This is a genomic window from Rhodobacter capsulatus SB 1003 (genome assembly GCF_000021865.1).
Lineage (GTDB): Bacteria > Pseudomonadota > Alphaproteobacteria > Rhodobacterales > Rhodobacteraceae > Rhodobacter > Rhodobacter capsulatus_B.
The window spans coordinates 1,839,750-1,851,708 of sequence record NC_014034.1; the positions used below are offsets into that span (position 1 = coordinate 1,839,750).

General features: G+C 65.8%; 12 protein-coding genes. 4 read left to right on the forward strand and 8 right to left on the reverse strand.

The annotated features are described in order from the left end of the window. Positions 1 to 49: 49 nt before the first annotated feature. Complete coding sequence (locus RCAP_RS08460) at positions 50 to 934, reverse strand: fructose bisphosphate aldolase (protein WP_013067431.1); 885 nt, start codon at positions 932 to 934, stop codon at positions 50 to 52. Positions 935 to 1,108: 174 nt separating this feature from the next. Beyond that, entirely contained in the window at positions 1,109 to 2,299 is a 1,191-nt protein-coding gene (locus tag RCAP_RS08465; RefSeq protein WP_013067432.1) for a phosphoglycerate kinase, read from the reverse strand. Between the two features lie 209 nt (positions 2,300 to 2,508). Between RCAP_RS08465 and RCAP_RS08470 the strand changes: the two genes are divergently transcribed. After that, positions 2,509 to 3,015 carry a peptidylprolyl isomerase gene (locus RCAP_RS08470; RefSeq protein WP_013067433.1) on the forward strand — a complete coding sequence of 169 codons (507 nt, stop codon included), beginning with the start codon at positions 2,509 to 2,511 and terminating at the stop codon, positions 3,013 to 3,015. Beyond that, positions 3,008 to 3,589: a peptidylprolyl isomerase gene (locus RCAP_RS08475; protein WP_013067434.1), complete on the forward strand. Its 582-nt coding sequence runs from the start codon at positions 3,008 to 3,010 to the stop codon at positions 3,587 to 3,589. The genes RCAP_RS08470 and RCAP_RS08475 overlap by 8 nt, the downstream gene beginning before the upstream one ends. A 147-nt stretch (positions 3,590 to 3,736) precedes the next feature. On the opposite strand, the gene tyrS is transcribed toward RCAP_RS08475, so the two are convergent. Beyond that, complete coding sequence (tyrS, locus tag RCAP_RS08480) at positions 3,737 to 4,987, reverse strand: tyrosine--tRNA ligase (RefSeq protein ID WP_013067435.1); 1,251 nt, start codon at positions 4,985 to 4,987, stop codon at positions 3,737 to 3,739. A 59-nt stretch (positions 4,988 to 5,046) separates the two neighbouring features. On the opposite strand from tyrS, the gene RCAP_RS08485 reads away from it, so the two are divergent. Both RCAP_RS08485 and RCAP_RS08490 read left to right on the forward strand, forming a co-directional pair. Next, complete coding sequence (locus tag RCAP_RS08485) at positions 5,047 to 6,189, forward strand: anhydro-N-acetylmuramic acid kinase (RefSeq protein WP_013067436.1); 1,143 nt, start codon at positions 5,047 to 5,049, stop codon at positions 6,187 to 6,189. 154 nt (positions 6,190 to 6,343) lie between these two features. Next, positions 6,344 to 6,598 carry a DUF2798 domain-containing protein gene (locus tag RCAP_RS08490; RefSeq protein ID WP_013067437.1) on the forward strand — a complete coding sequence of 85 codons (255 nt, stop codon included), beginning with the start codon at positions 6,344 to 6,346 and terminating at the stop codon, positions 6,596 to 6,598. Here the strand turns inward: RCAP_RS08490 and RCAP_RS08495 are convergent, their stop codons facing one another. The 5 genes from RCAP_RS08495 to RCAP_RS08515 form a co-directional block, all read right to left on the reverse strand. Next, positions 6,599 to 7,027 carry a cupin domain-containing protein gene (locus RCAP_RS08495; RefSeq protein WP_013067438.1) on the reverse strand — a complete coding sequence of 143 codons (429 nt, stop codon included), beginning with the start codon at positions 7,025 to 7,027 and terminating at the stop codon, positions 6,599 to 6,601. Positions 7,028 to 7,151: 124 nt separating this feature from the next. Beyond that, a complete protein-coding gene (gene eno / locus RCAP_RS08500) occupies positions 7,152 to 8,426 on the reverse strand; it encodes a phosphopyruvate hydratase (RefSeq protein ID WP_013067439.1) in 1,275 nt (424 codons plus the stop codon). 115 nt (positions 8,427 to 8,541) lie between these two features. Beyond that, entirely contained in the window at positions 8,542 to 9,432 is an 891-nt protein-coding gene (locus tag RCAP_RS08505) for a DMT family transporter (protein ID WP_013067440.1), read from the reverse strand. Between the two features lie 59 nt (positions 9,433 to 9,491). After that, positions 9,492 to 10,913, reverse strand: coding sequence for a protein adenylyltransferase SelO (locus RCAP_RS08510; protein WP_013067441.1), 1,422 nt, complete (start codon positions 10,911 to 10,913; stop codon positions 9,492 to 9,494). A gap of 99 nt (positions 10,914 to 11,012) precedes the next feature. Then, the gene (locus RCAP_RS08515) at positions 11,013 to 11,948 is read right to left on the reverse strand and encodes a nucleoside hydrolase (RefSeq protein ID WP_013067442.1); all 936 of its coding nucleotides are present in this window, start codon (positions 11,946 to 11,948) and stop codon (positions 11,013 to 11,015) included. Between the last annotated feature and the right edge of the window lie 11 nt (positions 11,949 to 11,959).

The following is an 11,959-nucleotide window of genomic DNA, read 5'->3' on the forward strand; positions in this document are numbered from 1 at the left end:
AACAAACGGGCCCCCGATCGGGGGCCCGCGGGATTACCTTATACGCCGATCAACCGGCGATCGAGGCGCGGTAGATGCTGTCGATCGCTTCGCCCAGCGCCGCATCGAATTCGGCGTCGGTCATCTGCGCGGTCAGACCCTCGGTCAGCGCGCGGCTGAAGGAGGCGATCATGCCCTTGTTGCGGGCCAGGATCGCATTCGCGTCATTGCGCGCATAGCCGCCCGAAAGCGCCACGACCTTGATCACATTCGGATGTTCGACCAGCGGCAGGTAGAAATTGTCCACCGTCGGCAGGCTCAGCTTCAGCATGACCGGCGAGGAGACGGTTTCCAGCCCGGCCAAAAGCGCATCGCGCAGCATCGCCTCGGCCTCGATCTTGTCGGCGATCGAGATCGTCACCTCGGGCTCCAGGATCGGCACCATGCCCGCGCCCAGAACCTGCTCGCCCACTTCGAACTGCTGCGCGACGACCGCGGCAATCCCCATCGGATCGGCGGCCGAAATCACCGAACGTTCCTTGGTGCCGAAGATCCCGGCCTCGGCGGCGCGCTCCAGCAGCGCATCCAGCGTCGGCATGGCTTTCAGCATCTGGCAGCCGTTCTTTTCCTCTTCCAGACCCTTGTCGATCTTCAGGAAGGGCACGACACCGCGTTTTTCCCACAGATAGGTGGCGGTCGGAATGCCGTCGATATCGCGGTCCATCGTCTGTTCGAACAGGATCGCGCCCACGACCTTGTCACCGGTAAACGCGCTCGACTTGATGATCCGCGCCCGCATCGCATGGATCAGGTCGTACATCTCGGTTTCGTTCGAATAGGCGTCTTCGGTGATGCCATAGAGCCGCAGCGCCTTCGGCGTCGAGCCGCCCGACTGGTCAAGCGCGGCAATGAAGCCCTCGCCCTTGCGCATGTGTTCCATCATCGTCTTCGCCATCTTCGACCCCCGATCCTGGGCCCGGACCATCCCGGGCAGCGACTTTTGCAATTGCAGCCCCCGGTTAAACCCTTGTGACAGTCGATGCAATTCCGGTTTCGCTAACAGCCGTGGCAGACATGAAAAAACGGGGCGCTTCGCAGCGCCCCGCCGATTTCGTCCCGAAGCCCGGGCTTATTTCATCAGCGCCGCGACGCCGGGCAGTTCCTTGCCTTCCATCCATTCCAGGAAGGCCCCGCCCGCGGTCGAGATATAGCTGAAATCCTCGGCCGCGCCCGCCTTGTTCAGCGCCGCCACGGTGTCGCCCCCGCCCGCGACGGACACGAGCTTGCCCGCCTTGGTCAGATCGGCCGCCTTTTGCGCCGCCGCATTCGTCGCCGCGTCAAAGGGCGCGATCTCGAAGGCGCCCAGCGGCCCGTTCCAGATCAGCGTCTTCGACGCCTCGAAGACCTTGGCGATTTCCTCGACCGATTTCGGCCCGGCATCCAGGATCATCGCATCGGCCGGGCAATCGGCATTGCCGACAACCTCGTTCTCGGCGCCCGCCTTGAACTCGCGCGCCACCACCACATCGGCGGGCAGGTGAATCGCACAGCCCGCCGCGGCGGCCTTTTCCAGGATCTCGCGCGCGGTTTCCGCCATCTCGCGTTCCGCCAGCGACTTGCCGACATCGATGCCCTGCGCCACAAGGAAGGTGTTCGCCATGCCGCCGCCGATCACCAGATGATCGACCTTGGTCACCAGATTGCCCAAAAGATCAAGCTTGGTCGAGACCTTGGCCCCGCCCACCACGGCGCAGACCGGACGCACCGGATTGCCCAAAGCCGCTTCCAGCGCCTTCAGCTCGGCCGCCATCAGCCGCCCCGCCACCGCCGGAAGGATATGCGCCACGCCTTCGGTGGAGCTATGCGCCCGGTGCGCCGCCGAGAAGGCGTCGTTCACATAGACCTCGCCCAGCGCGGCCATCGCGGCGCTCAGCTCGGGATCGTTCTTTTCCTCACCGGCATGGAAGCGGGTGTTTTCCAACAGCAGCACCTCGCCCGCGGCCAGCGCCGCAACGGCGGTCTTCGCCGGGGCACCGATGCAGTCTTCGGCGAATTTCACCGGCACGCCCAGCGCCTTGGCCAGTTCCGGCACCAGCGGACGCAGGCTCATTTCCGGCACCGGCTTGCCTTTCGGGCGGCCGAAATGCGCCAGCAGCACCGGCTTGCCCCCCTTGGCAAGGATGTCCTTGACCGTGGGCGCGATCTTTTCGATCCGCGTCGCGTCGGTCACCACCCCGTTTTCCACCGGCACGTTGATATCGACGCGCACGAGCACCACCTTGCCCGCAAGATCCATCTCGTCGAGCGTTTTCCAAGCCATATCCGTTCTCCAGTTGTGGGTCGCAAGGCGGGGGCCGTCCACCTGCGGCTCGCGCAAAATTGCCCGGATGTGACGGGGTCGTCAACGCCTTGCGGCCGCGCGGGCGGCGAAAACCCGCCCGGCTGCGACGAAATTCCCGCGTCGCTTTGCCCTTTTCACCGCCGCCCGCAGCCCCTAAGTTGCCCCCAGACCAAATTCAGGAGAGCCCCATGGCCGAGATCAAGGATCCCGAAAACACCATCATCATCACCCTCAAGGACGGGCCGGTGGTGATCGAGCTTCTGACCGATGTGGCGCCGCTGCACTGCGAGCGGATGAAGCAGCTTGCCCGCGACGGCGCCTATGACAACGTGGCCTTCCACCGCGTGATCGAGGGCTTCATGGCGCAGACGGGCGATGTCGAACACGCCAATATGGAAAAGGATTACAACCCCCGCCGCGCCGGCACGGGCGGGTCGCAATATCCTGATCTGAAAGCGGAATTTTCCAAGGTGCCGCATGCGCGCGGCAGCCTCGGCGCGGCGCGGTCGATGAACCCGAACTCGGCCAACAGCCAGTTCTTCATCAACTTCACCGACAACAGCTTCCTCAACGGCCAATACACCGTCTATGGCCAGGTGATCTCGGGGATGGAATTCGTCGACAAGATCGCCCGCGGCGAGCCCCCGGCGAACCCTGACCGGATGATCACCGTGCGGGTGGCGGCCGATGCGTAAGCTCCTGCTCGCCACGGCACTGGCCTTTGCGGCGACGGGGGCGCTGGCGCAGGATGGCACCACCGCGCCCGACGGCCCGGGCCCGAACCTCGTGCTCGAGATCGGCGGCTCGGTTTCGGGCAAGGTGGTGATCGACCTTTTGCCCGATGTCGCCCCCGGCCATGTCGAGCGCATCACCCAGCTGGCCAATGAACATGCCTATGACGACGTGGTCTTCCACCGCGTGATCGAGGGCTTCATGGCGCAGACGGGCGACGTGCAATTCGGCAAGCGCGGCGGCGATCTGTCGATGGCGGGGATGGGCGGGTCGAAATACGGCGACCTTCCGGCGGAATTCTCGAACCGCTCCTTCGCGCGCGGCATGGTCGGCATGGCGCGTTCGGCCAGCCCCGACTCGGCCAACAGCCAGTTCTTCATCATGTTCGAACCCGCCCCGCATCTGGACGGCCAATACACGATCGTCGGCCATGTGGTCGAAGGCATGGATCTGGTCGACAAGCTGAAAAAGGGCGCGCCCGAGCTGAACGGCCTTGTCGAAGACCCCGATTACATCGTCAAGGCCACGATCGAGTGACACGGGCGCAGGGGGCTCTGCCCCCCCTCTGTGCGCATTCACCCCCCGGGATATTTTCGCCAAGGTGAAATGGAAAAGGGCGTCCGCTGGGGCGCCCTTTCATCTTGCCACAAATATCCCGGGGTCCGGGCAGAGCCCCGGCCTTGCTCAGCCCAGAGACACCAGCGCATGGCGCTTCTTGCCTGCGCTCAGCTTCACCGGCTGGGCCAGATCGGCGGCCGAGAACATCCGCCCCGCGTCAAGGCAGATCTCGTCATCGACCTTCAGGCCGCCCTCGGAAATCAGCCGCTTGCCGTCCTTGCCGGTCTTCGCCAGCCCCGAACGCACCACCAGCTGCGCGAGGCTGATCCCCTCGGCCAGTTCCTCGGCCCCCAGCGTGAGCCGCGGCAGGTCTTCGCCGACGCCGCCCTTCTCGAAGACTTCGCGCGCGGTGGCCTCGGCCGCCGCCGCCGCTTCGGCGCCATGCAGCAGCGTCGTCACTTCATTGGCCAGAATGATCTTGGCGCCGTTGATCTCGGACCCTTCCAGCTTGCCGAGCCGGTCGCATTCTTCCACCGGCAGATCGGTGTAAAGCTTCAGGAACCGGCCCACATCGGCATCGGTCGTATTGCGCCAGAACTGCCAGAATTCATACGGGCTCAGCATTTCGCCATTCAGCCAGACCGCGCCGCCCTGGCTCTTGCCCATCTTGCGCCCGTCCGAGGTGGTCAGAAGCGGCGTCGTCAGCCCGAAGATCTCGCGATCGAGCACCCGGCGCGTCAGGTCGATGCCGTTGACGATATTGCCCCATTGATCCGAGCCGCCCATCTGCAGCAGACAACCATAGCGGCGGTTCAGCTCCAGGAAATCATAAGCCTGCAGGATCATGTAGTTGAATTCAAGGAAGCTCAGCGACTGCTCGCGGTCGAGCCGCGATTTCACCGATTCGAAGCTCAGCATCCGGTTGACCGAGAAATGCCGCCCGATGTCGCGCAGGAACTCAAGGTAGTTCAGATCGTCAAGCCATTCGGCATTGTTGCGCATCAGCGCGCCATTGCCGTCGTCCTTGTAATCGAGATAGCGCGCAAAGACGCGCTGCATCCCCGCGATATTCTCGTCGATCCTCTCGGGCGTCAGCAGCGGCCGTTCCTCCGACCGGAAGCTGGGGTCCCCCACCTTCGTCGTGCCCCCGCCCATCAGCGTGATCGGCTTGTGCCCGGTCTTCTGGAACCAGCGCAGCAGCATGATGTTCAGCAGATGCCCGACATGCAGCGAGGCCGCCGTGGCATCATAGCCGATATAGCAGGTCACCATTCCCCCCGCCAAAGCGGTGTCAAGTTCCTGAAGATCGGTGCAATCGGCCAGAAAACCGCGCTCGATAATGACGCGCAGGAATTCCGATTTCGGATGATAAGTCATCGTGCTTGTCCCTTGGCTGGCCCCATGCGTATATCGGCGCAGGCGCAAAAGGGGAAGAGATGTTGAAAACGGGCGCAAAAACGGGGCCGGTCTGGGCCGTCGGCACGATGTCGGGAACCTCGCTCGATGGCGTCGACGCGGCGGCGCTGCTGACGGACGGCCATGCGATCCTCGATTTCGGCCCCACGGCCTACCGCCCCTACACCCCCGCCGAACGCGGCGCGATCCATCGCGCGCTTGGCCGCTGGCCGGGCCAGGACGGCGTGGCCGAGGCCGCCGAGGTGGTCGAGACCGCCCATGCCGAACTGCTCTCGGCGCTGCTGGCCGATCTGCCCGAAGAGGCGGGCGAGGTGCTGATCGGCTTTCACGGCCAGACGCTGGCGCATGATCCGAACGGGCTGCACGGGGCGCGGCGCACGCATCAGGCGGGCGACGGCGCGGTGCTGGCCGAGGTGCTGGGCCGTCCGGTGGTCTGGGATTTCCGCTCCATGGATGTGGAAATGGGCGGGCAGGGGGCGCCTCTGGTGCCGTTCTTCCACTTCGCCTGCGCGAAATGGGCGGGGCTTTCGGCGCCTTGCGCCTTTCTCAATCTGGGCGGGGTGGGCAATGTCACCTGGCTTGACCCGCGCCTGCCTGCCCCGGAAGCCGAGGGCGCCGTGCTGGCCTTCGACACCGGCCCGGCCAATGCGCCGATCGACGATCTGATGCGCCGCCGTCTGGGGGCCACGGCCGATATCGGCGGCGCGCTTGCGCTTTCGGGTCGGGTGGAGGAAGCCGCGGTGACCGCGTTCCTCGGGCATCGGCATTTCTTCCGCATGCCGCCGAAATCGCTCGACCGCAACGAATTCGCCGCGGCCCTGTCCTTCGTGGACCGGCTTGACGATGCCGATGCGGTGGCGACGCTGACCGCCTGCGCCGCCGCCGCCGTCGCCCGCGGCTTCGAGCATTTCCCCAGCCCGCCCGAGCTGATCCTGGTTTCGGGCGGTGGTCGGCTCAATGCCGCGTTGATGGCGGAACTCGCCGCGCGGCTGCCCTGTGCGGTGGCGCCGATCGAAAAGATCGGCCTTGATGGCGACATGCTCGAGGCGCAGGCCTTCGCCTATCTGGCGGTCCGGGTCGCGCGCGGCCTGCCGACCTCGGGGCCCTCGACGACCGGCGTTGCCGCGCTCGTCGGCGGCGGCAAGGTCAGCCGGCCGCGGTAACCGCATTTCCGTCAGTCCCCTTGACCCAAAGCGGCTTTGCCCCTATCTCGGGCTCAGCCGAAAAACGTAAGACCGGTCAGGTTATCCCGGTCACCGCCCTTCGGGGCGGGAGCTAGTCGATCTCGAACCCGCGGCGCCCCAATCGAGAGAGACCATGCAAAACCCTGATCCCAAACGCGAAAAGCTGACCATCATCCTCGCACAAGTGTTCATCTCCTGCCTGATGGCGCTGATGATGACCTTTCTGTTTTCCATCCTGCTGCAGGGCTTCCCCGAGGGCTGGGCGCTGATCTGGCTGCGCAACTGGCTGACCGCCTGGCCGGTGGCCTTCCTGCTGTCGCTCGGCGTCGGCCCGCTGTCGTTCAAGCTTGCCTTCCGCGTGATGCACCGCCCCGTGCGCGAGGGCTGATCAGCCGGGGATGTCAAACCCCGGCGCGGCCATCTCGAACCCCTCGAAGCGGAACCCCGGGCTGACGGTGCAGCCGACCAGCGTCCAGTCGCCCAAGGTCCGCGCCGCCTGCCAATGGCCCGCGGGCACGATGCCCTGCACCACCTCGGCGCCCAGCACATCGGGGCCGAGCCGCAGCCGCGTCACCGGCCCGGCGTCGCTGGCGGCCATCCGCAGCTCCAGCGGGCTTCCGGCGTGAAAATGCCAGATCTCGGCGGCATCCACCCGGTGCCAGTGGCTCGCCTCGCCCGCTTTCAGCAGAAACAGGATCGCCGTTCCCACTGGGCGCGCGCCCGGGTCCGCCTCGGCCACCCAGGTCTGGCGATACCAGCCGCCCTCGGGATGCGGTTCCAGCCCCAGCTGTGCAATGATCCGATCTGCCTCGCCCATGATCCCCTCCGGGTTTTTCTTGGCGCAAAGTCGCCCGCCGGAGGCTTCAAAGTCAAAGAAAAACCGCCGGGGGCAGGGGGCCTCCGGCGGAATTTGCGTATTTGGACCAAGAAAAAGCCGAGGCTTACTTCAGAATGGCGCGGCCCATGTATTCGGCGGTCTCGCCCAGCATTTCCTCGATGCGGATCAGCTGGTTGTATTTCGCCAGCCGGTCCGACCGGGCGAGCGAGCCGGTCTTGATCTGGCCGCAGTTCGTGGCGACGGCGAGATCGGCGATCGTCGCATCCTCGGTTTCGCCCGAACGGTGCGACATCACGTTGGTGTAGCGCGCGCGATGCGCCATCTCGACCGCCTTCAGCGTTTCGGAAAGCGAGCCGATCTGGTTCACCTTCACCAGCATCGCATTGGCGACGCCTTTCTTGATGCCCTCGGCCAGACGCGCCGGGTTGGTGACGAACAGATCGTCGCCGACCAGCTGCACCTTGTCGCCCAGCGCATCGGTCAGCAGCTTCCAGCCTTCCCAGTCATCCTCGGCGCAGCCGTCCTCGATCGAGATGATCGGATATTCGGTGCAAAGCTTGGCCAGGTAATCGACATTCTCGGCCGAGGTCAGCGACAGGCCCTCGCCCTTCATCTCGTATTTGCCGCCCTTGAAATATTCGGTCGAGGCGCAGTCAAGCGCCAGATAGATATCCTCGCCCGGTTTGTAGCCCGCCTTTTCGATCGCCTTCAGGATGAAGTCGAGCGCGTCGCGGGTCGAGGCGAGCATCGGCGCAAAGCCGCCCTCGTCGCCAAGGCCAGTCGAGAGGCCCTTGGCCGACAACTCTTTCTTCAGCGTGTGGAAGACTTCGGACCCCATGCGCACGGCGTCGCGGATATTGCCCGCGCTGACCGGCATGATCATGAATTCCTGAATGTCGATCGGGTTGTCGGCATGTTCGCCGCCGTTGATGATGTTCATCATCGGCACCGGCAGGACGCGGGCCGAGGTGCCGCCGACATAGCGGTAAAGCGGCTGCGCGGTGAAATCGGCCGCGGCCTTGGCGCAGGCGAGCGAGACGCCAAGGATCGCATTCGCGCCCAGACGGCCCTTGTTGTGGGTGCCATCAAGCTCGATCATCAGCTTGTCGATGCCTTCCTGATCGGTGACGTCCTCGCCCACCAGGTTCTCGGCAATCTCGCCATTGACCGCCATCACGGCTTCCAGCACGCCCTTGCCCATGTAGCGCGACTTGTCGCCGTCGCGGCGTTCCACCGCCTCATGCGCGCCGGTCGAGGCGCCCGAGGGCACGGCGGCCCGGCCCATCGTGCCGTCTTCGAGGGTGACGTCCACCTCGACGGTCGGATTGCCGCGGCTGTCGAGAATTTCGCGCGCGTGGATGTCGATGATCGTGCTCATGAGAGTGCTCCGATTGGTAAATCGCCCTCTGCATAGCCCAAGGCAGCCGCAGCGAAAAGGCCCTTGATAGCGGTAACGGCGCTGTTAGCGTCCGACTTTTCGTGAATTTTTCGCGTCAGGCGGCGGGGGCTTCGGTCTTGGCCAGACGGCGTTGCCGGGCCAGCGTGTAAAGCCCCGAGGCGACGATGATGGCACCACCGATCAGCGTCCAGCGGTCCGGGGTTTCGGCAAAGACCGCCCAGCCGATGATCAGCGCAAAGATCAGCCGCGTGTAGCGGAAGGGGGTGATCACCGAGACCTCACCGAGCCGCATCGCCGCGATCAGCGCATAATAGCCCGCGGTGCCAAAGACCAGCGCCGCGGCAATGCCCGCCAGATCGAAGGCGGTGGGCAGGATCATCGGGCCCTGAAACGGGACAAGCAGCGCGCCTGCGGGAATCACCGAAGCAAATCCGTAGGTTGCAAGCTGCATCGAGGTGATGGATTTCGGCACCCGACGCGTCACCACATCGCGCGCGGCCAGGCCCAGCACGCCGACGACGGCGAAAAGCGAGAGCACCGAAAACCCCTCGGTGCCGGGGCGGATCACGATCAAGACGCCCAGAAAACCGACGCCGATCGCCGACCAGCGCCGCCAGCCGACCTGCTCGCCAAGGAAAAGCGCGGCGCCAAGGGTCACCGCCAGGGGCGTCGCCTGCAAGATCGCCGAGGCCTCGGCCAAGGGCGTGAAGGCCACGGCGCAGACGAAGGCCAGCGTGCCGATCAGCTCGCCGAAATTGCGCCCGATCACCGCGGGGGCGAGCAGATCGCGCGAAAACAGCCGGTCGCCCTTGCGCAGCGCCAGCGTCGCAAAGATCGCCGTGCCGCCGATGCCCAGCAGCATCAGGATCTCGCCCACCGGCAGATGCCCGGCCAGGAATTTGACGCACATGTCCTCGATGGCGAAGCCCGCCATCGCGAGCACCATCAGCAGACTTCCGCGGAGATTTTCAACACCATGTCCCATGGCGGTCCCCTGCCAGCGCGCCGCCAAAAGGTCCAGAGCGCGATTGTATCCGCCACAAGTCAGGTGCCGCAGAAGGTCCGGGTGACGCGTTCCTCTGCCGTGGGGGCGGCCTCATAGGCGGCAAATTCGGGCGCGGGATCAAAGGGATGGGCGAGCGCCGCCTGCAGCTGCCGGAACGGGGCGAAATCGCCCGTGACGGCGGCGGCGATCACCTCTTCCAGGCGGTGGTTGCGCGGGATCCGCACCGGATTGGCCGCCGAGAGCACGGCCTGCGGCACCACCTCGCGGCGCAGCCGCGCCTGCCAGCCGGGCGCCCATGTGTCGAAGGCGGCGGGATCGGCGAATTCCTCGCGCGCCCGCCCGGTGGCCAGACCGCGGAAGGTGCGGGTGAAATCGGCGCCCTCGCTGGCCATGCGCGCAAGCAGGCTTTCGATCAGCGGCCGGTCCTCGGGGGTGGCCCGGGCCAGGCCGATCTTGCGCCCCATCCGATAAAGCCATTCCGCCTGATACGCGGGGGCAAAACCGTCGAGCACCGCCTGGGCCTGTTCCACCGCCGCCGCCTCGGGGCCGATCAGCGGCAAGAGACACGAGGCCAGCTGCGCCAGATTCCACAGCGCGATCTGCGGCTGGTTCGCATAGGCGTAACGCCCCTGACGGTCGATCGAGGAAAACACCTTTTGCGGGTGATAGGCGTCCAGAAAGGCGCAGGGGCCATAGTCGATCGTCTCGCCCGAGAGGGCGCAATTGTCGGTGTTCATCACGCCATGGATGAAGCCGAAAGACAGCCATTGCGCCACCAGGCGCGCCTGGGCGGCCACCGCGGCGGCCAGCAGGCCAAGCGGGCCTTCCGCCTCCGGGTAATGGCGCGAAAGCGTGTAATCGCAAAGCGTTGCCAGCGCCTCCAGATCGCCGCGCGCGGCGAAATACTCAAAGGTGCCCACGCGGATATGGCTGGCGGCGATGCGCGCGATCACCGCGCCCGGCCGGGAAAACCCGTCACGATAGACGCCTTGCCCGGTCAGCACCGCGCCAAGCGCCCGCGTCGTCGGCACGCCAAAGGCCGCCATCGTCTCCGACACCAGATATTCGCGCAGAACCGGCCCGATCCAGGCCCGCCCGTCACCGCCGCGCGACCAGGGCGTGCGGCCTGCGCCTTTCAGCACCCAGTCGAACCGCATCCCGTCCGGCGCCACCAGCTCACCCAGCAGGATCGCCCGCCCGTCGCCCAGCTGCGGCACGAAGCCGCCGAACTGATGCCCCGCATAGGCCTGCGCGATCGGCTCGGCGCCTGCGGGCACCAGATTTCCGGCCAGAACCGCCGTGCCCTCGGCGCTTTCCAGCCAGCCCGCATCGATCCCCAACCGCGCCGCCAGCGCCCGGTTCACCACAACCGGAGCGGGTGCTGCCCCCGGTGTCGGATCCTGCCGGGCAAAGAACCGCTCGGGCAGGCGGGCATAGGACGGGTCAAAGGCGAGGTGCATGGATTAACATTTGGTCCCCATGCACATTTGGTCAAGGGAAACTGCGCCCCTGCACCGGGAAAAGCCGATCCTTTTCCTTGGTTCCAGGTCGCTTCTGTCTCAAAGCCGAGACAGGCGCTCGGTCAGCAGGCTGTAAAAGCCCTCCGCGTCGATGTCGCGCAGGAACAGCGCATTCGGCTCGCGCGGGGTCACCCGCCACCAATCGGCGACGGTCATGCCCATGGTCAGTTCCGACTGGGTCTCGATCTCGACATTGATGAAGCGGCCCTCGAAAAGATCGGGGCGCAACAGCCAGGCGATGACGCAGGGGTCATGCAGCGGCGCCCCTTCCGAACCATATTTCGCCCTGTCGAAGCGTTCGAAGAAATCGGTCCAGCTGGCCACGGCGGCGCCGACGGGGGTGTTCAGCGCCCGGAACGCCGCGATCCGCGGCCTTGTGGTCAGCGCCTTGTGCGTGGCATCCAGCGGCACGACCACCAGCGGCACCCCGGATTTGAACACGATTTCCGCGGCTTGCGGGTCGACGTAAATGTTGAACTCGGCCGCCGGGGTGGTGTTGCCGACCTCGAAATAGGCGCCGCCCATCAAGACGATCCGTTCGACCTTCGAGACGATCTCGGGGGCGCGGCGAAAGGCCGTGGCGATATTCGTCAAGGGCCCAAGCGGGCAGAGCGTCACCGTCCCCGGGGCCTCGGCGCGCAGCGTCTCGATGAGGAAATCGACCGCATGCCGGTCTTGCAGGGCCATCGTGGGCTCGGGCAGGGCGATCCCGTCCAACCCGGTCTTGCCATGCACATATTCCGCCGTCACCAGCGGGCGCAAAAGCGGCCGGTCGCAGCCCGCGAAGATCTTCACATCCCGCCGCCCGGCCAGCTCGCAGACGATCCGCGCATTCTTCGTCGTCAGCGCCAAGGGCACATTGCCCGCGACACAGGTGATGCCCAGAACCTCCAGCTCCGGGCTCGCCAGCGCCAGCAGGATCGCCACGGCGTCATCCTGGCCCGGATCGGTGTCGATGATGATCTTGCGCGTCATGTTCTGCCTCT